Origin of the sequence: Stutzerimonas stutzeri (assembly GCF_002890895.1) — a bacterium.
GTDB classification, from domain to species: Bacteria; Pseudomonadota; Gammaproteobacteria; order Pseudomonadales; family Pseudomonadaceae; genus Stutzerimonas; species Stutzerimonas stutzeri_AB.
Genome location: NZ_POUL01000008.1, coordinates 23,929 through 46,448 on the forward strand (window position 1 = coordinate 23,929; position 22,520 = coordinate 46,448).

At 61.7% G+C, this 22,520-nt stretch carries 22 protein-coding genes; 16 read left to right on the forward strand and 6 right to left on the reverse strand.

Features of this window, described 5'->3' with window-relative positions:
• Nucleotides 1-35: 35 nt before the first annotated feature.
• From CXK96_RS15190 to CXK96_RS15200, 3 genes are all read right to left on the reverse strand, one after another.
• Nucleotides 36-518, reverse strand: coding sequence for a GNAT family N-acetyltransferase (locus CXK96_RS15190; RefSeq protein ID WP_102837283.1), 483 nt, complete (start codon nucleotides 516-518; stop codon nucleotides 36-38).
• A 55-nt stretch (nucleotides 519-573) separates the two neighbouring features.
• On the reverse strand, nucleotides 574-1,968 hold the full coding sequence (gene argH, locus CXK96_RS15195; RefSeq protein WP_102837284.1) for an argininosuccinate lyase: 1,395 nt from the start codon (nucleotides 1,966-1,968) through the stop codon (nucleotides 574-576).
• Between the two features lie 98 nt (nucleotides 1,969-2,066).
• A complete protein-coding gene (locus tag CXK96_RS15200) occupies nucleotides 2,067-3,998 on the reverse strand; it encodes a methyl-accepting chemotaxis protein (RefSeq protein ID WP_102837285.1) in 1,932 nt (643 codons plus the stop codon).
• A gap of 271 nt (nucleotides 3,999-4,269) precedes the next feature.
• Between CXK96_RS15200 and CXK96_RS15205 the strand changes: the two genes are divergently transcribed.
• The 9 genes from CXK96_RS15205 (at nucleotide 4,270) to CXK96_RS15245 (ending at nucleotide 12,701) form a co-directional block, all read left to right on the forward strand.
• Nucleotides 4,270-5,352: a sensor histidine kinase gene (locus tag CXK96_RS15205; protein ID WP_102837286.1), complete on the forward strand. Its 1,083-nt coding sequence runs from the start codon at nucleotides 4,270-4,272 to the stop codon at nucleotides 5,350-5,352.
• Entirely contained in the window at nucleotides 5,349-6,095 is a 747-nt protein-coding gene (locus tag CXK96_RS15210) for a LytR/AlgR family response regulator transcription factor (RefSeq protein ID WP_102837287.1), read from the forward strand. Before CXK96_RS15205 ends, CXK96_RS15210 begins: the two co-directional genes overlap by 4 nt.
• A gap of 137 nt (nucleotides 6,096-6,232) precedes the next feature.
• Nucleotides 6,233-7,171 (forward strand): hydroxymethylbilane synthase, encoded by a 939-nt coding sequence (gene hemC / locus CXK96_RS15215; protein WP_102837288.1) that lies wholly within the window; start codon nucleotides 6,233-6,235, stop codon nucleotides 7,169-7,171.
• Nucleotides 7,168-7,938, forward strand: coding sequence for a uroporphyrinogen-III synthase (locus tag CXK96_RS15220; RefSeq protein ID WP_102837289.1), 771 nt, complete (start codon nucleotides 7,168-7,170; stop codon nucleotides 7,936-7,938). The genes hemC and CXK96_RS15220 overlap by 4 nt, the downstream gene beginning before the upstream one ends.
• 16 nt (nucleotides 7,939-7,954) lie before the next feature.
• On the forward strand, nucleotides 7,955-9,241 hold the full coding sequence (locus CXK96_RS15225; RefSeq protein ID WP_102837290.1) for a uroporphyrinogen-III C-methyltransferase: 1,287 nt from the start codon (nucleotides 7,955-7,957) through the stop codon (nucleotides 9,239-9,241).
• A complete protein-coding gene (locus CXK96_RS15230; protein ID WP_102837291.1) occupies nucleotides 9,238-10,476 on the forward strand; it encodes a heme biosynthesis HemY N-terminal domain-containing protein in 1,239 nt (412 codons plus the stop codon). The genes CXK96_RS15225 and CXK96_RS15230 overlap by 4 nt, the downstream gene beginning before the upstream one ends.
• Before the next feature lie 129 nt (nucleotides 10,477-10,605).
• On the forward strand, nucleotides 10,606-11,097 hold the full coding sequence (locus CXK96_RS15235) for a disulfide bond formation protein B (protein ID WP_102837292.1): 492 nt from the start codon (nucleotides 10,606-10,608) through the stop codon (nucleotides 11,095-11,097).
• 252 nt (nucleotides 11,098-11,349) lie between these two features.
• Entirely contained in the window at nucleotides 11,350-11,814 is a 465-nt protein-coding gene (rsd, locus tag CXK96_RS15240) for a sigma D regulator (protein ID WP_102837293.1), read from the forward strand.
• Between the two features lie 119 nt (nucleotides 11,815-11,933).
• Nucleotides 11,934-12,701 (forward strand): AlgP family protein, encoded by a 768-nt coding sequence (locus CXK96_RS15245; protein WP_102837294.1) that lies wholly within the window; start codon nucleotides 11,934-11,936, stop codon nucleotides 12,699-12,701.
• On the opposite strand, the gene CXK96_RS15250 is transcribed toward CXK96_RS15245, so the two are convergent.
• Nucleotides 12,674-13,153: a TIGR02444 family protein gene (locus CXK96_RS15250; protein WP_102837295.1), complete on the reverse strand. Its 480-nt coding sequence runs from the start codon at nucleotides 13,151-13,153 to the stop codon at nucleotides 12,674-12,676. The genes CXK96_RS15245 and CXK96_RS15250 overlap by 28 nt on opposite strands.
• A 66-nt stretch (nucleotides 13,154-13,219) precedes the next feature.
• Between CXK96_RS15250 and CXK96_RS15255 the strand changes: the two genes are divergently transcribed.
• From CXK96_RS15255 to CXK96_RS15275, 5 genes are read left to right on the forward strand one after another with little or no spacing between them, the layout of a single operon-like run.
• Nucleotides 13,220-15,130 (forward strand): ATP-binding cassette domain-containing protein, encoded by a 1,911-nt coding sequence (locus CXK96_RS15255; protein WP_102837296.1) that lies wholly within the window; start codon nucleotides 13,220-13,222, stop codon nucleotides 15,128-15,130.
• Nucleotides 15,127-15,699: a mechanosensitive ion channel family protein gene (locus tag CXK96_RS15260; protein ID WP_102837297.1), complete on the forward strand. Its 573-nt coding sequence runs from the start codon at nucleotides 15,127-15,129 to the stop codon at nucleotides 15,697-15,699. Before CXK96_RS15255 ends, CXK96_RS15260 begins: the two co-directional genes overlap by 4 nt.
• A 5-nt stretch (nucleotides 15,700-15,704) precedes the next feature.
• Nucleotides 15,705-16,466 (forward strand): TerC family protein, encoded by a 762-nt coding sequence (locus CXK96_RS15265; protein ID WP_102837298.1) that lies wholly within the window; start codon nucleotides 15,705-15,707, stop codon nucleotides 16,464-16,466.
• Nucleotides 16,467-16,516: 50 nt separating this feature from the next.
• Complete coding sequence (locus CXK96_RS15270; RefSeq protein WP_102837299.1) at nucleotides 16,517-17,149, forward strand: LysE family transporter; 633 nt, start codon at nucleotides 16,517-16,519, stop codon at nucleotides 17,147-17,149.
• Nucleotides 17,150-17,163: 14 nt separating this feature from the next.
• Nucleotides 17,164-17,625 (forward strand): YaiI/YqxD family protein, encoded by a 462-nt coding sequence (locus tag CXK96_RS15275; RefSeq protein ID WP_102837407.1) that lies wholly within the window; start codon nucleotides 17,164-17,166, stop codon nucleotides 17,623-17,625.
• Nucleotides 17,626-17,672: 47 nt separating this feature from the next.
• Here CXK96_RS15275 and CXK96_RS15280 read toward each other — a convergent pair whose 3' ends face one another.
• Nucleotides 17,673-18,140, reverse strand: coding sequence for a thioesterase family protein (locus CXK96_RS15280; RefSeq protein WP_102837300.1), 468 nt, complete (start codon nucleotides 18,138-18,140; stop codon nucleotides 17,673-17,675).
• A 157-nt stretch (nucleotides 18,141-18,297) separates the two neighbouring features.
• Nucleotides 18,298-18,960, reverse strand: coding sequence for an isoprenoid biosynthesis glyoxalase ElbB (elbB, locus tag CXK96_RS15285; RefSeq protein ID WP_102837301.1), 663 nt, complete (start codon nucleotides 18,958-18,960; stop codon nucleotides 18,298-18,300).
• Between the two features lie 317 nt (nucleotides 18,961-19,277).
• Between elbB and hemB the strand changes: the two genes are divergently transcribed.
• Together hemB and ppk1 are read left to right on the forward strand one after the other, a co-directional pair.
• On the forward strand, nucleotides 19,278-20,291 hold the full coding sequence (hemB, locus tag CXK96_RS15290; protein ID WP_102837302.1) for a porphobilinogen synthase: 1,014 nt from the start codon (nucleotides 19,278-19,280) through the stop codon (nucleotides 20,289-20,291).
• A 19-nt stretch (nucleotides 20,292-20,310) separates the two neighbouring features.
• Nucleotides 20,311-22,515, forward strand: a complete 2,205-nt coding sequence (gene ppk1 / locus CXK96_RS15295; RefSeq protein WP_102837303.1) for a polyphosphate kinase 1 — start codon at nucleotides 20,311-20,313, stop codon at nucleotides 22,513-22,515.
• Nucleotides 22,516-22,520: the final 5 nt, after the last annotated feature.

The following is a 22,520-nucleotide window of genomic DNA, read 5'->3' on the forward strand; positions in this document are numbered from 1 at the left end:
CGATCCGTCCGGTCGAGTTCCCGCTCACTCCTGTCTCAGGCTTGCTCCGCCAGCGCCCTCAATGCGTCGCCGGCCAGGCGGTAAGTGGTCCACTCCTCCTGAGGCCGCGCGCCCAGCGCCTCGTAAAATCTGATCGCCGGCTCGTTCCAGTCCAGCACGGACCACTCGAAGCGCCCGCAACCTCGTGACACCGCAAGGCGTGCAAGGTGTTTCAGCAGCGCCTTGCCTGCGCCGGTTCCGCGGGCCTCGGGGGTGACGTACAGGTCTTCAAGATAGAGGCCGTTGCGGCCGAGCCAGGTCGAGTAATTGAAGAAATACACCGCATAGCCGATTGGTTGGCCGTCGCGCTCGCAGATCAGCGCACTGGCGCTGGCATCTTTGGCGAACAGGCTGGCTTCAATTCCTGCGGCGTCGGTTTTTACTTCATGCTCGGCGCGTTCATAGATCGCCAGCTCGGTGACGAAGCGCAGGATCAGCGCGGCATCATCTCGACTGGCGGGGCGGATGTTCAGGGGCATGCAACTCTCCGGTCTGACAAGCACGAGCCGCCTCGCGCCTGCCAAGTGACAAGGTTTAGCGAGTGGTTAGCAAGTCGCGGCCGCGCTGAACGGCGGCGCGGACCTGCGTGGGTGCCGTGCCGCCAATATGATCGCGAGCATTCACCGAGCCTTCCAGGGTCAGCACCGCAAACACGTCATCGGTGATCTGGTCACTAAACTGACGCAGCTCGTCCAGGCTCATTTCGGCCAGGTCCTTTCCGGTCTGCACGCCGTATTTCACCGCGTGGCCGACGATTTCGTGGCAGTCGCGGAACGGCAGGCCCTTGCGTACCAGGTAGTCGGCAAGATCCGTCGCGGTGGAGAAGCCGCGTAGCGCCGCTTCGCGCATGACTTCGCGCTTGGGCTTGATGGCTGGGACCATGTCGGCAAAGGCGCGCAGCGAGTCGCGCAGCGTGTCGGCGGCGTCGAACAGCGGCTCCTTGTCTTCCTGGTTGTCCTTGTTGTACGCCAGCGGCTGGCCTTTCATCAGCACCAGCAGGCCGCTCAGGGCGCCGAATACGCGGCCGGTCTTGCCGCGTACCAGCTCCGGTACGTCCGGGTTCTTCTTCTGCGGCATGATCGAGGAGCCGGTGCAGAAGCGGTCGGGCAGGTCGATGAACTGGAACTGCGCGCTGGTCCAGAGCACCAGCTCTTCGGAAAAGCGCGACAGGTGCATCATGGCTACCGAGGCAGCAGCGCAGAATTCGATGGCGAAGTCGCGATCCGAGACGCCATCCAGCGAGTTGCCGGAGATGGCCTCGAAGCCGAGCAGCTCGCAGGTGATTTCGCGCTGGATCGGGTACGTAGTGCCAGCCAGCGCCGCCGAGCCCAGCGGCATACGGTTGGTGCGCTTGCGGCAGTCGACCAGGCGCTCATAGTCACGGCTGAGCATCTCGAACCAGGCCAGCAAGTGATGACCGAAGGTCACCGGCTGCGCGGTCTGCAGGTGGGTGAAGCCGGGCATGATGGTGTCCGCCTCGGCTTCGGCGAGACCCAGCAGGCCCTGCTGCAGGCGGGTGATTTCGCCGAGGATGAGGTCGATCTCATCGCGCAACCACAGGCGAATGTCGGTCGCCACCTGGTCGTTGCGCGAGCGGCCGGTGTGCAGCTTCTTGCCGGTGACGCCGATGCGGTCGGTCAGCCGGGCTTCGATGTTCATGTGCACGTCTTCCAGATCGACGCGCCAGTCGAAGCTGCCGGCCTCGATCTCGCCCTGAATGTCCTTCAGGTTGGCGATGATCTGGTCGCGCTCGTCTGCAGTCAGTACCCGGGCCTTTTCCAGCATGGTGGCGTGGGCGATCGAACCCATGATGTCGTGCCGATAGAGACGCTTGTCGAACTCGACGGAGGCGGTGAATCGGGCGACGAAGGCGTCGACGGGCTCGCTGAAACGGCCGCCCCAGGACTGGTTGGTCTTGTCGGTGCTCATGAATGCGCTCGCTGAATCAGATGGGCAAGTTGAAGGGCCCGAATGATAACAGGGTTAGCCATGGCTTCTGCGATGGCCCTACCCAGCGAGCGGCTTTATCAAGCCCTGAACTGCCCGAGGCTGGCTTCGAGCCTTTGCGCGAGCACACCCAGTTCCTTGCCGCTGGCTGCGGTCGCAGTCACCGCATCGGCGGAGCGTTCGGCTTCGGTCAGAATGACCTCGACCCGTTGACGGACGGCCGTTGCCGCGCTGGCTTGCTGCTCTGCGCCTTTGGTTGTCTCCCTTACCACCTGATGCACCTGCTCGACGGCAGTCTGTAGCGCACGCTGTAGGTCGCGGCTGCTGCCAAGGGAAGCCAGGCCGCTTTCAGCTTGCTTGCCGACAGTGTTGATTGCCGAGACGGCATCGCGAGCACCGCGTTGCAGGCTTTCGATATGCGCCTGGATATCGCCGGTGGATTGCTGAGTCTTGCTGGCGAGTGCTCGTACTTCGTCAGCCACCACGGCGAATCCTCGACCGCTCTCGCCGGCGCGTGCGGCTTCGATGGCAGCATTCAAGGCAAGCAGATTCGTCTGTTCGGCGATGCCCCGGATGACGGTCAGTACCACCTCGATCTGCTCGCTCTGATTGGCCAGTTCCTCGATGACTGAGGCGCTTGTCTGTACACCACTGCCAAGTGCCTCGATCGTGCGGCCCACCTGCTCGGAAATTGCCTCGTTGTCTACCGCGGCCTTGCGAATCGAGGCGACCTGATCAAGCGCGGTTTGCATGGCTCTGCTTTCGTCTTGCGCGCGCTGGGTCATGTCGGCCAGCGCCTGTAGGCTTCCGGCGACTTCGTCACGTTGGCGCTCGGCAGCGGCTGCAGCAGAGCGGCTGCGGTTGCCCAGGGTGTCGATTTCCGCGCCGGTCTGCACTGCGATGGCGCGCGCTTCCTGAACGATTGGCTGAAGTTTGGCCAGGAACAGATTGACCGCGTCAGCCATTTCGCCCACTTCGTCTGCGCTGTGGATTTTCACGCGCTGGGTGAGATCGCCGTGGCCCGCCGACAGCCCGCGCAGCGCGGTGTTGAGCAGGCCCAGCCGGCGCAGCACCTGGCGCCCAAGGACCAGCGTGACGGCGAGCAGCAGCAATGCCCCGGTGACAACAAGGCCGACGCTGATTTTCCATAACAGCGCCGAAGCTGAGCGCTCGACGGCCTTCTGGCTATTGGACTCGATGCTTTGTGCTACCTCCGTCGCAGCGGCCAGACCTGACGCCATGATCTTCGCACTGTCGCTGGCGGTGGTGGCAAGTCCAGCTTCCACCAGTTCCGCTCCGCTGGCGACCAGTGTCTGGAAGCGGTTGTCGAAGGCGGCCAGCTCGGTGCTCACCGCAGAGGTGGAGAAGCCGAGCATGACCTGGCCGATGTCCGCGCCCTTGGGGTTGATCGATGTTTTGGCGAGATAAAGCGTGGGGTCGTTCTCGGCCGCCGACAGCACCTTGTCGAACGCGGTACGTCCCGTGCCCTTGTCCAGCAGTGCCTTGACTCGGGGATCCTGGCGATTCAGGTGGCGGGTAAGCTGGTTGCCATTGGCGTCGAAGTAGACGACGAAAACAACGGCTGGGTTGCGGTGAGCCATCCTGACGAATTCAGTCAGCGCCGGTACGTCGTTGTCCCAGATCGCTGCTGGCGCAACGCCGGCGAGCAGCGTGGCGAGGTCGTCGCCGGACTGCTTGAGGTGTCGCTCAAGCACTTCTTTTAGCTGCTCCTGCTCTTCGGTCAAGCGCTGCGTCAGGCCCTGGGACAGGTCATTCGTCATGCGTTTGGCCAGGCCGGAAAGCCCGCTGCCAACCTCGGCATCAGCAGTGCGCAGCGCTTGCAGCAGGCGCGTGGAGTCCTCACTCAGGCTTCGTTCGATGTCGTGCTCGAGCCCGTCGATGGTGCTCCGGGTCAATGCGAGCGCAACCACGACTTGCACCAGCACGGCGCCGCACAGTGTCAGGAATACTGGTCGTAGCAAGCGGCTACGCAAAGAGGAAAACAGCAGCACGGGTCGATACTCCTGAGGCAGCGATAGCGAAGGACGAAGTTGATGCTGTGATGCAATCATTAAGCCATCATGCGCTATAGCGAGGCGTTCGTAGAACTCCTTTTATCGGCCGAAAGCGCCACTTTCATGACTGCCGAAGCTTTGAAGTGGCGACCGCTCGTCACCTTCGGATTAAACCGAGCCGATAGACTAGGCTGCCTCTGCGCAACGGCAGGCGCCGCATTGCCGGGCTCACCTTGCTTTGCGCTCACGCCGCGCGGAAACTCGATGCATGCGAACAAAAAAAACCGATCGAACGCGGCCCGCGGCCCCTGTCGATGACTTCTTCGTGCCTGAGCTGTGCCAGCCCGATGCCCTGCTTGGCCTGGTATTGCTCGCTGAGTTGCTGGTGTTGGTGCTAGTGCTCGCCGAGCCGATGCAGCCTGGGTTCAACTGGATGCGCCTGGCGTTGTCGTCCCTGTTCGTGCAATGGGTGATGTTGCTGTCGGCCGGCCTGACCTGTCAGTTGCGACCGCTGCTGGCGAGGTTGCCGGCCTGGCTGGCAGGGCTTGCCTGCTGTGCCATGGTGGTCGGGTTGACGCTGGCGTGCACGGCGGTCGCCGATATCTACCAGCTTGGCGGCCCGCTGACCCGCGTCGGCGAGGTGAATCTTTATCTGCGTCATGCACTGATCAGTTTGATCATGTCGGGCCTGCTGCTGCGCTATTTCTATCTGCAGAGCCAATGGCGGCGGCAGGAACAGGCCGAGCTGCGCGCGCGCATCGAGTCGTTGCAGGCGCGTATCCGGCCGCACTTTCTGTTCAACAGCCTGAACAGCATCGCCAGCCTGGTGGTCACCGATCCGGCCAAAGCCGAGCAAGCCGTGCTCGATCTGTCCGATCTGTTCCGCGCCAGCCTGGCCCGCCCCGGCACTCTGGTGCCCTGGCGCGAAGAACTGGAATTGTCACGCCGGTATCTTTCCATCGAACAGTACCGGCTCGGCGAGCGTTTGAGCGTCGAATGGCAAGTCGACGCCGTGCCGGATGATCTACCGATTCCCCAGCTCACGCTGCAGCCGCTGCTGGAGAACGCGCTGATACATGGAATCCAGCCAAGAATCGAGGGCGGGGTGGTCAGCGTGGCGGCGTATTATGCTGACGGCGTGTTCCATTTGCAGGTCAGTAACCCCTTTGACGAAGCGGCTTCAAAGCTCCCATCTAGAGGGACTCAGCAAGCGCTGCACAATATAGACGCACGACTAACGGCACTTTTCGGTCCCGCGGCGAGTCTCAGCGTGGAGCGGCGTAATGCCCGTTACTACACCTGTCTACGCTATCCGTGTGCGACACAAAAGCAGGAAGCCAGAACTGTATGAATGTGCTGATTGTCGATGACGAACCTCTAGCCCGCGAGCGCCTCAGCCGACTGGTAGGTGACCTTGACGGCTATCGTGTCCTGGAACCTTCCGCCTCCAATGGCGAAGAGGCGCTGTCCCTGATCGAGGAACTGCGTCCCGATGTTGTGTTGCTGGATATCCGTATGCCCGGGCTTGATGGCCTCCAGGTTGCAGCCAAACTGTGCGAGCGCGATGCACCCCCCGCGGTGATCTTCTGTACCGCCCATGACGAGTTCGCGCTGGATGCCTTCCAGGTCAGTGCGGTCGGTTATCTGGTCAAGCCGGTACGGCCTGAGCATCTCGCTGAAGCGTTGAAGAAAGCCGAGCGGCCCAACCGGGTTCAGCTCGCGGCGTTGACCCGTCCGGCCGCAGTGAGTGGTACCGGCCCGCGCAGCCACATCAGTGCGCGGACCCGCAAGGGCATTGAGCTGATCCCGTTGCCACAAGTGATCTACTTCATCGCCGACCACAAATACGTCACTCTCCGTCATGAAGGCGGCGAGGTGCTGCTGGATGAGCCGCTCAAGGCGCTCGAGGATGAGTTCGGCGATCGTTTCGTCCGCATCCACCGCAATGCGCTGGTCTATCGTGACCGTATCGAGCGCTTGCAGCGCACGCCCCTTGGACATTTTCAGCTGTTCCTCAAGGGGCTTGAAGGCGAGCCGTTGACGGTCAGCCGTCGGCATGTCGCTGGTGTGCGCAAGTTGATGCAAAACATCTGATCCGGTATCGGCGCTAAGGACAGGCGCCGCGTTCCAGCTCAACCGTCCACCGGACGGCTTTCCTTGATCCCTGCCAACCCGATCGCCATTCCTGGCCTGTTATCATCGCCGGCAGTTCAATCTGTCTGGAATTGCTCATGTCCCGCGAAATTCGCATCGCTACCCGCAAGAGTGCCCTGGCCCTGTGGCAGGCCGAATACGTCAAGGCGCGCTTGGAAGCCGCACATCCGCACATAACGGTGAGCCTGGTGCCGATGGTCAGTCGGGGCGACAAATTGCTTGATGCTCCGTTGGCGAAAATTGGCGGCAAAGGCCTTTTCGTCAAGGAATTGGAAACGGCCCTGATGGAGAACGAGGCGGACATCGCCGTGCACTCCATGAAGGATGTGCCGATGGAGTTTCCCGAGGGGCTCGGCCTGTACTGCATCTGTGAGCGGGAGGATCCGCGCGATGCGTTCGTCTCCAATCACTACGAGAATTTCGATGCGCTGCCCTCCGGCGCGGTCGTAGGTACTTCCAGCCTGCGGCGCCAGGCTCAACTGCTGGCGCGTCGGCCCGATCTCAAGATTCAGTTTCTGCGTGGCAATGTGAACACCCGTCTGGCCAAGCTTGATGCAGGCGAGTACGACGCGATCATCCTCGCGGCGGCCGGCCTGATCCGGCTAGGCTTCGGCGAGCGCATCCGTGCCAGCATCAGTGTCGAAGACAGCCTGCCCGCGGGCGGGCAGGGCGCGGTCGGGATCGAGTGCCGAACCGGCGATACCGAGCTGCATGAGCTGCTCCAATGCATGAACGATCCGCATACCGCGCTTCGCGTCACGGCCGAGCGTGCGCTGAATCGCCACCTCAACGGGGGCTGTCAGGTTCCGATCGCCTGTTATGCGGTCCTCGAAGGCGATCAGCTGTGGTTGCGTGGGCTCGTCGGACAGCCCGACGGTGCTTTGCTCCTGCGCGCTGAAGGTCGCGCACCCAACGCTGAAGCCGAAGCGCTCGGCGTGCGTATCGCTGAAGAGTTGCTGCAGCAAGGCGCTGGAAAGATCCTCCAGGATATTTATGGCGAGGCCGGCAAGGCGTGAGCGGCTGGCGTCTATTGCTGACGCGACCGGCTGAGGAGTGTGCGGCGCTGGCCGCCACGCTGGAGGAGCTGCGAATTCACAGTGCAAGCCTGCCTCTCCTGGCCATCGAGGCGCTCGCCGAAACACCTCAGCAGCGCACGACCATGCTGGAGCTGGACCGTTACGCTGCGGTGGTGGTTGTCAGCAAACCGGCTGCCAGGTTGGCCTTGGAGCTGCTCCGTCGCTACTGGCCGCAGCAGCCCGCAGGGCAGGCGTGGTTCAGTGTTGGTGCAGCGACCGGCGCGATACTGGCCGATTACGGACTGGACGTTAGCTGGCCGGCCGTAGGCGATGACAGCGAAGCCCTGCTTGCCTTGCCACGGCTCGCCGACGCGATAAGCGCGCCTCATCCAAAGGTGTTGATCCTTCGAGGCGAAGGCGGGCGTGAGCTTATCGCCGACACGCTACGCGCCCGCGGCGCGCACGTCGACAGCCTCCAACTGTACCGAAGATACCTGCCTGACTACCCGCGCGACCGACTCATCAAGTTGGTTCGTTCGGAACGGCTGAATGCCATGGTGGTCAGCAGTGGACAGGGTTTGCAGTCGTTACGCGAGTTGGCAGGATTCGATTGGTCAGCGCTGCGTGAACTACCCTTGTTCGTACCCAGCCCGCGTGTGGCCGAGATGGCCGCGGCGTTGGGTGCTAAAAGAATTGTGGACTGCCGCGGTGCTGGAACCGCGGCTTTGCTGGCGGCGCTACGGGACACTCCCGGGCCCGCTTCCTGATGCAAAGGATGGAAACGTGAGCGAAGTAGACTCCGACAAGGCACCGCAGCAACCCAAGGGCAACGACTCCGTCGCAGCTCAGAATTCGGTCAAGAAAGATTCGCAGAAGGATTCGAAAGAACCGCCCAAGGCGCCGCCACCAAAAACGTCGTCCGCTGCCAAGCCCGATGCGCGTAGCGGCGGCAAGGGGTTGGCCGGTCTGGCCCTGTTAGTCGGCCTGGCCGGTCTGGCTGCGGGGGGCTACAGCGTCTGGCAGACTCAGCAGCTCGCCGATCAGGAGCAGCAACAGCAGCAGTCGGCCCAGGCTACGAGCGAACAGACCCGGCAGTTGGGTGAGCGCAGCCAGCAACTGGCCAGCCGTCTCGGCAAGTTGGAACAACTGCCCTCAGCCGAACAGCTGGAGGATCGTCGCCGTTTGCTTTCCGAGCTGCAAACTGATCAGCAGCGGCTGGCGGGGCGTGTCGAACAGGTTCTCGGGGCTAGCCGCGAGCAATGGCGACTTGCCGAGGCCGAGCATCTGCTGCGCATGGCGATGTTGCGTCTGTCGGCGATGCAGGACGTGAACAGCGCCGAATCGCTGCTCGCCGAGGCGGACCTGATCCTGCGCAAGCAGGACGATCCCGGCGCTTACGCAGCACGGCAGAAGTTGCTCGAAGGGCTTGAAGCGTTGCGCAGTCTGCCGGAGCTGGACCGTACCGGGTTGTTTCTCCAGCTTGGCGCGTTGCGTGGTCAGGCCAACCAGCTCAACGGCCTGGCACCGGAATTCGAGGCGGGACCCGGTGCTGATGGAGGACAGTCTGATAGTCGCTGGCAGCGTTGGCTGAATGAGCTGACGCGGTATGTCCGTATCGACTTCGATTCCGGTAATAGCGTCAAACCGCTGCTTGCCGGACAAAGCCTGGCGCAGGTGCGCTTGGCCTTGTCGCTGGCTATCGAACAGGCGCAGTGGGCCGTGCTCAATGGCAACGAAGAGGTCTATCAGCAATCGCTCGATCAGGCGGCGCAGTTGATCAAGGACCTCTTCAGCGAGGAAAACGGTCAGAGTCGAGGGCTGCGCGATCGCATTGAAGAGCTGAAAAAACGCCAGGTCTCGGTCAGTCTGCCGGATCTGGCGCCGGCGCTCCGCGCGTTGCAGACCTATGTGCAGAAGCGTGAATCGTCCGAAGGTGCCGAGTCGTCCGCTGACAGCAGTCCTGAACAGCCAGCAGAACAACCAGCAGAACAGCCGGCAGAAGAGGCGAGCCCACAACCGGAGCAGCCGGCTACTGACGGCGCCGCGACCGAAGAGGGGCAGCGCGCATGAAGCGATTCGCCTTTGTCCTGATCCTGCTTATAGCGATCGTCGGGTTTCTCGGCTGGGCCATCGCACAGGATCCTGGTTATGTCCTGATCAGCTACGACCGCTTCCGCTACGAATCGAGTTTCTGGATTTTTCTGGGCCTGATCGCTTGCCTCTGGTTGCTGGCAATGGTGGTGCACTGGGTGCTCGGCCTTTTGCATACATCCGGGGCTCTGGTTAATCCGTGGTCGCGTCGCCACCGTGAACGGCGTGTCAGCAAGGCATCACGAAGCGGTTTGCGAGAACTGGCCGAGGGACAGTGGAGTCACGCGTTGGGCCATTTGCGCTCCGCGGCCGAGCACGATCACCAACCCCTTGTGCATTATCTCGGCGCGGCGCGTGCCGCCAATGAGTTGGGCGAGCACGAGCAGAGCGACGAGTTGCTGCGCAAGGCAAAGGAGCGCGAGCCCGAGTCAGGGCTTGCGGTTGGCTTGACCCAGGCTCAGCTGCAAATTGCCAGGGGCCAATACCGGGAGGCGCGGGAAACGCTCAATGCCCTGCACAGCGAACATCCTCGTCATGCCTATGTGCTGACGCTGCTTCAGCAACTCTACGTTCAGCTGCAAGACTGGTCCGCGTTGTGCCGTTTGCTGCCTGAGCTGCGAAAGCACCGTGTTTTGCCGCCGGCTCGCCTGAGTGAGCTGGAGCTGTTGGCCTGGACTGCAGCACTTGAGCAATCCGGCCAGGCCGCGACGACCAGCAATGAGGACGCTCTGCAGGCCCTCAATCAGAAATGGCAGGCCGTTCCTTCCGGGTTACGCAGTGAGTCGCTATTGGTGCGTGCCTACGCTGACGGATTGTCCCGTTTGGGTGCGGACGCCAAGGCCGAAGAGGTGCTCTATGCAGCGCTCAAACGCCAGTTCGATGATCGTCTGGTCGAGCGCTATGGGCGCGTCCGCGGTCAGGACGCGGCGCGTCAGCTGGCGAACGCAGAGGGCTGGCTCAAGGCTCATCCGGAGAACGCGGAGCTCCTGCTCGCGCTTGGTCGGCTGAGCATGCGCAACGCGCTGTGGGGCAAGGCGCGCGATTACCTCGAGGCCAGTCTGCGTTTCGAGCACCGTCCGGAAACTTGCGCCGAGCTGGCGCGATTGCTAGCCCAGCTGGGCGACAACGAGCGCAGCAATCGGCTGTTTCAGGAAGGCCTGGGGCTCCTTGCTCACCCCGACGTCAACCAAATACAAACAACCAGCAGCAGTTAGTCAAAAACGTTCGCCGTGGCAGCTCGGGTCGTGACATCCGTCCCGCGCCGCTGCGGCGATTTGCGTATGGCTTGCAGCGCGCTGCGTGCCGCACTACCGTAGCGAACTTTTCCTGTCTGCGGAGTCGCCATGAACCTGGCCAGCCCACGTTCGCTGTTTCTTCTGGCCTTCATTGGCTGCGCGTTGATGATGATCGCTGCCCTCTATCTCGAGCATGTTGTCGGGCTGGCGCCATGCCCGTTGTGCATCGTTCAGCGTATCTGTGTCATCGGTTTTGGCCTGGTCTGCCTGGTCGCTGCCTTGCACGGTCCGGGCAGGACCGGTCGCCGCGTTTATTCGTCTTTGGCACTCCTGTTCGCCGTGGCAGGTGGGGGTACGGCGATACGCCAGATCTGGCTGCAGAACATGCCTGCCGATCAGTTGCCGAGCTGCTTGCCCAGTCTCGAATACATGATGGATGCGCTGCCGTTCCAGGAGATCGCCCGGCTGGTGCTTCATGGTACGGCCGAATGCGCTGAAGTCAGCTGGACACTGCTCGGTATGAGCATTCCGGAGTGGACGTTGCTCGCATTCATTGCAATGGCTGTGTTCTGTTTCTGGCAGTTGCTGCGTCGCGACTAGGCTTTTTGACGAGGCGAGCGAATGATCGTCTCGCCTGATGGTCAATGAGCAGGGCGAAGCGCTGATGCTCAAGTCTGGCCAGATGAAATTCATCCCTGCTGCTTGATGCTTCGTTCCGCGCAGCTTAGTCTGCCCAGGCGGCGTCGGTTTTCTGCCAATTTCGCTGTCACTCACCCAAGGCCGATATCCCAAGACAAAAAACCGTCTCGGAAGGCGCAACAGGCATCATCGATTAGGGAAAGTGAGGTCATCATGCTCGAGAGCTGTCGGAACGCCCAGGAACGCTGGGGAGGTGTGCACCTGCTGATCGACCGCTGGCTGCAAGAACGCCATGCATTGATCAACGCATTCGATGGGCTGCATGGGGGTGCCGAAGCGGCTACCCGCCCGGCCTTGCAAAAATTCTGCGAAATACTGCTGGACTACGTGTCGGCGGGTCATTTCGAGATCTACGAGCAACTGCTCAACGAAGCTGAAGCCTTCGGTGACAAGCGCGGGCTGGATCTGGCACGTCAGATTTACCCTCGTATCGAGGCGATAACCCAGGTGGCAGTGGCGTTTAATGATCGGTGCGACAAGGGCGATTGCCTGGAAAGCCCTGGCCTTTCAGAAGAGCTGAAACATCTGGGTCAGTTGCTGCATGAGCGCTTCGAGCTGGAAGACTGCCTGATCGAAGTGTTGCACACCGCGCACAAAGAGCCCGCAGCTACCGCCTGACCGGAACCTGCCGGTCAGCTGCGAGCGAAGGATTGCTTGGGGCACGCTTCGCTGGTCGGTTGGCGGATCACTGCAGCCCGTCTAGTATGGCTGCACCAATCCCGCCAGGAGGCGCTTTCATGCCAGCAAAGAAAAACGCGGTCACGACTCCGCTGCACTTGCTTCAGCAGTTATCGAAGAGTTTGGTCGTGCATCTGGAAAAAGCCTGCACCGATGCACAGAAGGACGCAGAGATTCTCCTGGCCAAGCTCGAAAAACAGCGGGGCAAGACGCAGGAAAAACTGATCAAAGCGAGAGCCAAGCTCGATGAGGCTGGCAATGCGGGCAAGTCGAAAGCCCAAAGCAAGGCTCGCGCTAGGCTGGCCGAACTGGATGACATGCTCGCCTTGCTGCAGGCGCGGCAGAGCGAAACCTTGAGTTACCTGGCCGACCTCAAGCGCGACGCTGAGCAGAGCTTGAGCCTGGCGAGAGGCGTCACTCAGGTAGAAGAGGCCGCAGCGCAAGCGCTGGCATCGCGAAGCAAAGCCTCGCCGGCACGTTCGGCTACCACGCAACGCAAGGCCGCGCCGGCGACAACCAAGCAAGCGCCAGCCAAACAATCTTCCAGCAATTCGAGCACGGCAGCGCGCAAGCCCGCAGCCACAACCCGCGCTCGACCGGCCGCTTCCAAGGCTGCGAGTGGCAAATCCGCTACGACTAACACCTCCAGCAGCCAGGCCGCCGCAACCAGCGCGGCGAAACGTCCTGCTCGGCCCGCCAGTAGCCGCGCAAAGCCAAAAGCATCTACAGCCAAACCTTCGGGCGCTGCCAAACCCGCCGCCGCGCGCAAGCCGGCCTCAGCCAAGGCTGGTAGTGCCGATCAGCCCGCCCCGTCAGCATCCAGCTGAGTAGCTGCACGGCGCAGCACGTTCAGTAATGCACGGGCGTCGCCGTCGACGCTCGTGCTTAGCTGATTCAGCCAGTCATCCGATCCGTCCTCCGTGCGCCAGTGTTGTGTGGCCTGTTGAAGGCGATCAAGTTGAACCCGTTCGGCATCCAGTTCCAATCGCTTGACGCATTTTCGCAGGCCTTCGAGCTCGGTGTCGGTGGCTGCCTGCTCACGCCACGCCAGGCGCAGACTTCGTAGGGGCACTACAACTGCGCGCTGCCAGTCCAGGCTGAGCTGTTTCAGCTGTTCCAAGCGCTGCGCATTTTGACGGACGCCCCGGATTTCCAACCAGGCGCAGGTGAGCAACAGGCAGACGTCCAGCCCTAATGCTTGCAGCTCAAGGCACGCCTTTTCCACGTCGGGCTCTGCATAGCAGGCGAGGGCGAACTTCCAGAGGTCGTCGTTGTTCATCTGTAAGGATTTTTTCGTGCGCAGCCGGATGGATTTCCGGGCGACCTGATAGACTCCGCCGCCATTATGATCCGACTTCAGAACCTGACTCTACAGCGCGGCCCCCAGCGTTTGCTGGAAGGCGCCGAGCTGACCCTGCATCCTGGCCAGAAGGTCGGGCTGGTTGGCGCCAATGGTGCCGGCAAATCCAGCCTGTTCGCCTTGCTGCGTGGCGAATTCACCCCCGACGGGGGCGACTGTCAGCTGCCACCGGACTGGCGCATTGCGCACATGCGCCAGGAGGTCGACACGCTCGATCGGTTGGCGGTCGATTACGTCTTGGACGGCGATACCGAGTTGCGTCGCGTTCAGGCGGCATTGATCGAGGCTGAAACCGTCCACGACGGCGGCGCGCTGGCTCGCTTGCACACCGAACTCGACAATGCCGACGGCTATACCGCTGACGCCCGAGCGCGCAAGTTGTTGGCCGGCCTGGGCTTTGCCAACGAGCAGATGGATCTTCCGGTCAGCAGCTTCTCCGGCGGCTGGCGGATGCGCCTGAACCTCGCACAAGCGCTGATGTGTCCGTCTGATCTGTTGCTGCTCGACGAGCCCACCAACCACCTCGACCTTGACGCCATCCTCTGGCTGGAAGCCTGGCTCAAGAGCTATCCGGGCACGTTGATGCTGATTTCCCATGATCGCGACTTCCTCGACGAGGTTGTCGGTCATGTTGTGCACGTCGAGCAGCGCAAGCTGACGCTCTATCGCGGGGGCTACTCGGCCTTCGAGCGGGCCCGTGCCGAGCGCCTGGCGCAGCAGCAGCAGGCGTTCGAAAAGCAACAGGCTCAGCGCGAGCACATGGAAGACTTCATTCGGCGTTTCAAAGCCAAGGCCAGCAAGGCGCGACAGGCGCAGAGCCGGATCAAGGCGCTGGAAAAGCTCGAGGAGTTGGCGCCGGCACATATCGATTCGCCGTTCGACTTTGCTTTCCGCGAGGCGGACCGAGTCTCAAGCCCGCTGCTGGATCTAGCCGAGGGGCGTCTTGGCTACGGTGACAAGCAGGTGCTGGACAAGGTCAAGCTGCAGCTGGTGCCCGGCGCCCGGATTGGCCTGCTCGGGCCCAACGGCGCGGGCAAGTCGACGCTGATCAAGACACTTGCCAACGAGCTGCAGCCCCTGGCAGGGCGTCTGCAGCGTGGTGAAAACCTGGTTATCGGCTATTTTGCCCAGCATCAACTCGATGCTCTGGACGCCAAGGCCAGTCCGCTGTTGCATCTGCAACGCATCGCTCCTGGCGAACGTGAACAGGTACTGCGTGATTTTCTCGGTGGTTTCGACTTTCGCGGTAATCGCTGCGATGAGCCGGTTCTCAATTTCTCGGGCGGTGAAAAGGCCAGGCTGGCGCTGGCGCTGATCGCCTGGGGTAAGCCCAATCTGTTGCTGCTCGACGAGCCGACCAACCACCTGGATCTGGAAATGCGCCTGGCGCTGACGCTTGCGCTGCAGGATTTCGACGGTGCCGTCTTGGTCGTGTCGCATGATCGTCACTTGCTCAAGAGCACGACCGACGAGTTCTTGCTGGTCGCTGAGGGGCGGGTCGCGGTTTTCGACGGAGACCTCGAAGATTATGCCCGCTGGCTAGCGGACTACCGCACGCGGCAACAGCCGGTGACCACGAACGAGCAGGCCGGCGACAAAACCGATAAGCGCGCCTTGCGTCAGGCGGCGGCCGCGCTGCGACAGCAACTCGCGCCGCTCAAACGTCAGGCTGACAAGCTCGAAAAGGATCTCGTCGGAGTCCATGAAAAGCTGGCCGACCTGGAGCAGCGCCTCGGTGATGCAGCCCTCTACGAGGTCGCTCGCAAGGACGAACTGCGCGAGCTGCTGGCCAAACAGGCGGAGCTGAAGGTGCGCGAGAGCGAGCTGGAAGAGGCCTGGCTGGGCGCGCTCGAGGCGCTGGAAACCTTGCAGGGCGAGCTCGAGGGCAGTGCATGAACGAGCGACTGCTGATGGAATGGCGCGATCCCTTGTTGCTCGGGTTGCAGGTGCTGGTGATTCTGCTGGCTGCCTACCTCCTGCAGCGATTGGTGGTGCGCGGGCTCGGGCGGCTTGGCAGTCGCTATCCGCTGCCGCCTGAATTGCTTCTGCCGCTGCGCGGTGGCATCCGCTGGTTGATCATCGGTGGCGCGCTGATCATGGTGCTAGAGCGCTTCGGTGTATCCGCAACGGTTATCTGGACCGCCTTCTCAGGATTCGTGGCCGTGGCGGCGGTGGCCTTCTTTGCAATGTGGAGTGTGCTCTCCAACCTGCTTTGCGCCGTGCTGATCATGACCGTTGGCCCGTTCCGGTTGGGCGACATGGTGGAGCTGGTGGAAAGCTTCGACAAGCCGATCGTCAAAGGGCGCGTGATCGATATAAACCTGCTGTACACCACGCTGGAGGAGTCCGCCGATAGCGGAACGGGCGCCATCGTTCAGGTGCCCAACAGCTTGTTCTTCCAGAAAGTATTGCGTCGCTGGCGCGGTACCGAGATCCAGCCCCCTCATCACAACGCACACGAGTAGTACGCATGGAATGGCTGAGCAGCCCTGAAATATGGGTCGCATTCTTGACCCTGACCGCCCTGGAAATCGTCCTGGGTATCGACAACATCATCTTCATCTCCATCCTTGTTGGACGCTTGCCAAAAGAGCAGCAACCCAAGGCGCGTTTCTTCGGCCTGGCACTGGCAATGGGCACGCGGATTCTCTTGTTGCTATCGATCGCCTGGGTCATGCGCCTGACCAATGACTTGTTCACCGTATTCGAGCACGGTGTGTCCGGGCGTGACCTGATCCTGTTTTTCGGCGGCCTGTTTCTGCTGTTCAAGAGCACGATGGAAATCTGGCACAGCGTTGAGGGCGAAGAAGAGTCGGAAAGCACCACTGGAGGTGCGGTCAAAGCAGGCTTCGTTGGCATCATCCTGCAGATCGCGGTGATCGATATCGTCTTCTCGCTGGACTCGGTGATCACTGCTGTGGGCCTGGTGGATAACGTACAGGTGATGGTCGCCGCGATCGTTATCGCTGTCGGCGTGATGATGCTCGCCGCGGGTACCATCAGCGATTTCATCGAGAAGCATCCAACGCTCAAAATTCTCGCGCTGTCGTTCTTGATCGTTGTCGGCACCCTGCTGGTGGCCGAAGCTTTCGGCGCGCATGTGCCCAAGGGCTACGTGTACTTCGCCATGGCCTTCTCGCTGGGCGTCGAGGCGCTGAACATCCGCATGCGCAAGGCCATGAAGCGCAAGCTGAAGGAGCCGGTAAAGCTCGGCAAAGACATGCCAGACTAAGGCTGCGCTGAAAGCTGCGCCTGCAGGCGCAGCTTCTTGGAGGATCAATCATGACGCTCGAAACTTGGCTTGCCTTTCTTGTTGCCTGTTGGGTCATCAGCCTGTCGCCGGGGGCGGGAGCGATCGCCTCGATGTCCTGCGGATTGCAGTACGGCTTCTGGCGCGGTTATTGGAACGCGATCGGCTTGCAGATCGCGCTGGCAATGCAGATAGCTGTGGTGGCCGCTGGGGTCGGGGCGGTGCTGGCAACTTCGTCGCTCGCCTTCAGCCTGATCAAATGGTTCGGTGTCGCCTACCTGCTGTGGTTGGCGCTCAAGCAGTGGCAGGCGGTGCCTTCGATGCTCGACGACAGCGCTGCGCCGCGGCCGATCGGTCGACCTTTGGCGTTGGTGTTTCGCGGTTTTCTGGTCAATGCCAGTAACCCCAAAGCCATCGTGTTCATTCTCGCGGTGCTGCCGCAATTTCTCGACCCGCAGCGTGACCTGATACTGCAGTACCTGCATATGGGCGCGACGATGGTGGTTGTCGACCTGATCGTCATGGCGGGCTACACCGGGCTGGCGTCCCGAGTCTTGCGCTTGTTGCGTACGCCGCGTCAGCAGCGCCTGGTCAATCGCAGTTTCGCCGCCATGTTTGCCGGTGCTGCAGCCTTGTTGGCTACGGTGCGGCGGGCGGTGGCATGACGGCGGCCGCGCCGATGCGGGTATGGGTTGATGCCGATGCCTGTCCCAAGGCCGCTAAAGAGCAGCTGATCAAGTTCGCCCTCAAACGCAAGTTCGAGGTCTTGCTGGTCGCGGGTCAGAGCCAAGTCAAACCGGCCTTCGCCTGTGTTCGCTTGATCGTCGTGCCGAGCGGGCCGGACGCCGCCGATGATTATCTGGTCGAGCATGCGCAACCTGGCGAGCTGGTGATTTGCAGCGATGTGCCGTTGGCGGATCGCCTGGTTAAGAAAGGCGTGGCCGCCCTCGATCCGCGCGGGCGTGAATTCGACGAGCGCAACATGGGCGATCGCCTGGCGGTGCGCAATCTGTTCACTGATCTACGAGAGCAGGGCCAGGTGGGCGGTGGGCAGGCGGCGTATGGCGAGCGGGACCGTCAAGCCTTCGCCAACGCGTTGGACCGTCTATTAACGCAGCTCTCCCGCACCAGCGACCGCTAACCGACCTCGGTAGCCGGTCGAATCAGGCTGCAGGTCGAAATATCCGATCAGCCGCAGAGATAGGTACCTGTACCTACTGCGATCAACACTCCGTCTTCGTTGTGCAGTTCGGAGCGCACCACTGCCACCTTGTTACCGGAACGCAACAGCGTTGCGGCGGCACTGAAGCGTTCACCACGCCCTGGGCGCAGATAGTCGATTCGCAGGTCGATGGTGCCGAGGCGCGACAGGCGCAAGGCACGCTCCTCGGTTGTCAGGTGCTGATGCTTTTCGAAGGCTCCGATCATCGCCATGGCGCCGCCCACGACATCGAGCAGTGACGCGATCACCCCGCCATGCAGAATGCCGTGAAAGAAGTTGCCGACCAGCTCGTGTTTCATTGGCAGGTGCATCACCACGCGCTGGCGGGACACTTCGTCCAGTTCGATGCCAAGGTATTCATTGAACGGAATGCGTTCGAACAGCTGACGCACGGCGTGTTGTTGTTCTTCGATGGTGTCGATGGGGTGATTCATGCGTCAGGCTCTCGGGCAGGTCCAACTAAGCTGCCGGAGGGCGACGGGATTGACCAGCGGCGCGGCGGGAGCGCCGGTGAGATTGGCTGGATCGCCACGGTGGCCGTGCTACAACTCCCACCGTCGGGCGGGAGTTGCGAGCAGGCGGGGCGGGGGCCTATTTGCCGGTTAGCGCCAGTACCCTGTCGACCAGCTTGTAAATGCCCGAGGCCGCCTCGCTGATGGACTGCGCCAGCATGTAGGCAGGGGTCGTCACCAGGTTGTGCCGAGAGTCCTCAACGATCTCGGTAACCTCGCACGCCTGGTGCTCAATGCCCATCTCCCGCGCTGCGGCTGCAGCGGGATCGTCGTCGTTGCCCAGCGTGCAGACCACGCCGCGGCCGAAGATCTGCGCCGCCATGGTCGGCGCTATGCACATCATGCCGACCGGTTTGCCGGCCTCGGCAAATGCCTTGGCCAGTGACAATACCTCAGGAAGAACCGTACAGCCGGCGCCTTGGGTGGCAAAGTCGGACAGGTTTTTGGCCGCGCCGAAGCCGCCCGGGATGATCAGCGCATCGAATTCTTCGACATTGGCTTCGTGCAGCGCCTTGATCTCCCCCCGGGCCAGGCGCGCCGATTCGGTTAGCACGTTGCGACTTTCGGACATTTCCTCGCCAGTGAGGTGATTGATCACGTGCATTTGCTGGATGTCCGGCGCAAAGCACTGAACCTTGGCGCCACGCTGGTCCAGGCGCAGCAGCGTGATCACGCTCTCGTAGATTTCCGAGCCGTCGTATACGCCACAGCCGGAAAGAATCACGGCGACTTTTCTATTCATTGAGGGTACTCCTGGTCAGATTCGGCAGCCTGGCAATTGCGCCAGGCCAATGCCTTCGATGCTAGCCCTTGGCAAGGCTCAAGGTAAGCCCGCCGCGATAATGGTTGGATGCCTCAACACGACGGGTGTTCAACCGCCGGCGCGTCCGGACCAGGCCCGTCGCTACGGGTGTTGACTGTTCAAAGCACTGGCAGAGCCTGCCCGGGGTGGCGACAATGAGGGTCATCTTCGGTCGACGCTGATGGGGCTGTCATCAATCTGTCACGCCGTCGGCTTATAAACGTCATATTGCCCGCCAGGCGGGCCAGGAGTTTGTTGTGAGTTTCGTTCCTGCCAATCGGTTGTTCCCCGCTACTCGGCTGCGTCGCAATCGTCGTGATGATTTTTCCCGCCGACTGGTGCGCGAAAATCGGTTGAGTGTGGACGATCTGATCCTGCCCGTGTTTGTTCTCGACGGCGAAAACCGTCGCGAGCAGGTACCGTCGATGCCTGGCGTAGAGCGCCTTTCGATCGACCTGTTGCTGGAAGAGGCTGCAGAGCTGGTCGCGCTGGGCATTCCGGCGCTGGCGCTGTTCCCGGTTACCCCTCTGGACAAGAAATCCCTCGATGCGGCAGAGGCCTGGAATCCCGAGGGCATTGCCCAGCGCGCCACCCGTGCGCTGCGCGAGCGCTTCCCGGAACTCGGCATCATCACCGACGTTGCGCTGGATCCTTTCACCACTCATGGTCAGGATGGCATTCTCGACGAAAACGGTTACGTGCAGAACGATGTCACGGTCGATGCGCTGGTCCGTCAGGCCCTGTCTCACGCAGAGGCGGGCGCACAGGTGGTCGCGCCATCAGACATGATGGATGGACGTATCCAGGCGATTCGCGAAGCGCTGGAAGTGGCCGATCACCATAATGTGCGGATCATGGCCTATTCGGCCAAATACGCCAGTGCCTACTACGGGCCGTTCCGCGATGCGGTTGGCTCGGCTGCGAATCTGGGGAAGGGCAGCAAGGACACCTACCAGATGGACCCGGCCAATGGTGACGAGGCGCTGCACGAAGTCGGCGCAGACCTTTCAGAAGGCGCCGATATGGTCATGGTCAAGCCGGGCATGCCCTATCTGGATATTCTTTGGCGGGTCAAAGATACCTTCCGAGTGCCGACCTTCGTCTACCAGGTCAGTGGCGAATATGCGATGCACATGGCCGCGATTCAGAATGGCTGGCTGAGCGATGCCGTGATCCTCGAATCGCTGACCGCCTTCAAGCGTGCAGGTGCCGATGGCATTCTTACCTATTTCGCCAAACAGGCGGCACAACAATTAAAACAGGGGCGATGAGCCCTGCCGAGGCAGATCGATGACTAACCAGGGACTCAGCGAAAGTGAATTGCAGGCTGCTGCCATCGAGGCGCAACCCCTCGAGGAAGTGACCCCGCCAGCGCCGGAGGTGGATAAGACAGAGGAGGTGCCAGCACCGCCGGCCCCGCCGCCGAATCTGGACGACAACAGCCTCTATATCCACCGTGAGCTGTCACAGCTGCAATTCAACATCCGCGTGCTGGAACAGGCGCTGGACGAGTCCTATCCGCTGCTGGAGCGGCTGAAGTTCCTGCTGATCTTTTCCAGCAACCTGGATGAGTTCTTCGAAATTCGCGTTGCCGGGCTGAAGAAGCAGGTCACTTTCGCGCGTGAGCAGGCCGGTGCTGACGGTCTACAGCCGCACCAGGCGCTTGCGCGGATTTCCGAGTTGGTTCACGAACAGGTCAATCGGCAGTATTCGATCCTCAACGAGGTGCTGCTGCCGGAGCTGGTCAAACATCAGGTGCGCTTTATTCGGCGGCGCAACTGGACAACCAAGATCAAGGCCTGGGTGCGCCGCTATTTCCGTGATGAGATCGCACCGATCATCACGCCCATCGGGCTGGATCCCACTCACCCCTTCCCGTTGCTGGTCAACAAGAGTCTGAACTTCATCGTCGAGCTTGAAGGGATCGATGCCTTTGGCCGAGATTCCGGGCTGGCGATCATTCCGGCGCCGCGGTTGTTGCCCCGCGTTATCCGGGTGCCAGAGGAGGTCGGCGGGCCTGGTGCCAACCACGTATTCCTCTCATCGATGATTCACGCCCACGCCGATGACCTGTTCCATGGCATGAAGGTCAAGGGCTGCTACCAGTTCCGCCTGACGCGCAATGCGGACCTGTCGGTCGATACCGAGGATGTCGAGGACCTGGCGCGAGCGTTGCGTGGAGAGCTGATTTCTCGGCGCTATGGCGACGCCGTGCGGCTGGAGGTAGTGGATACCTGTCCAAAGCACCTCGCCGACTTCCTGCTCAAGCAGTTCAGCCTGAGCGAAAGCGAGCTGTATCGGGTCAACGGGCCGGTCAACTTGACCCGGCTGTTCAGTATTACAGGGCTGGAGAGCCATCCCGAACTGCAGTACACCCCGTTCACGCCCGCAATCCCGAAGCTGTTACAGAACAGCGAAAACATCTTCAGCGTGGTTGGCAAACAGGACATCCTGCTGCTGCACCCCTATGAATCATTCACTCCGGTGATCGACCTGCTGCGCGAGGCGGCGAAGGATCCCTGCGTCTTGGCCGTCAAGCAGACGCTCTATCGCTCTGGTGCCAACTCGGAAATCGTCGACGCATTGGTGGAAGCCGCGCGTAACGGCAAAGAGGTTACCGCGGTCATTGAGCTGCGGGCGCGCTTCGATGAGGAGTCCAACCTGCAATTGGCCAGTCGCTTGCAGCAGGCCGGGGCCGTAGTGATCTACGGCGTGGTGGGCTACAAGACCCACGCCAAGATGATGCTGATCCTGCGCCGCGAGAATGGTGAACTGCGGCGCTACGCCCATCTCGGTACGGGCAACTACCACGCCGGTAACGCGCGGCTCTACACCGATTACAGCCTGCTGACCTCGGATGATGCACTCTGCGAAGACGTGTCGAAGCTGTTCAGCCAGTTGATCGGCATGGGCAAAACCATGCGCATGAAAAAACTCCTGCACGCGCCCTTTACGCTGAAAAAGGCGCTGCTGGACATGATCGCCCAGGAGACGCAGCACGCCAGCGAAGGCAAGCCTGCGCACATCATCCTCAAAATCAACTCGCTGACCGACGCGAAAATGATCCGGGCGCTGTACAAGGCCAGTCAGACCGGCGTGCGCATCGATCTGATCGTCCGCGGCATGTGCTGTCTGCGCCCCGGGATTCTCGGGGTCTCGCACAATATCCAGGTGCGCTCGATCATCGGGCGCTTCCTCGAGCACAGCCGCGTGTTCTATTTCCTCAACGGGGGCGATGAGAAGCTGTACCTGTCCAGCGCCGATTGGATGGAGCGCAACCTGGATCGCCGGGTCGAGACCTGCTTCCCGGTCGAAGGCAAGAAGCTGGTGACGCGGGTGAAGAAGGAGCTCGAGGGCTTCCTGACCGACAACACCCAGAGTTGGGTGCTGCAGCCGGACGGCAGTTATCTTCGTAACAGCCCGAGTGGTAACCAGAACCCGCGAAACGTACAGAACGCTTTGCTGGAACGTCTGGGTAGCCCGACTGCGCGATAAGCAGT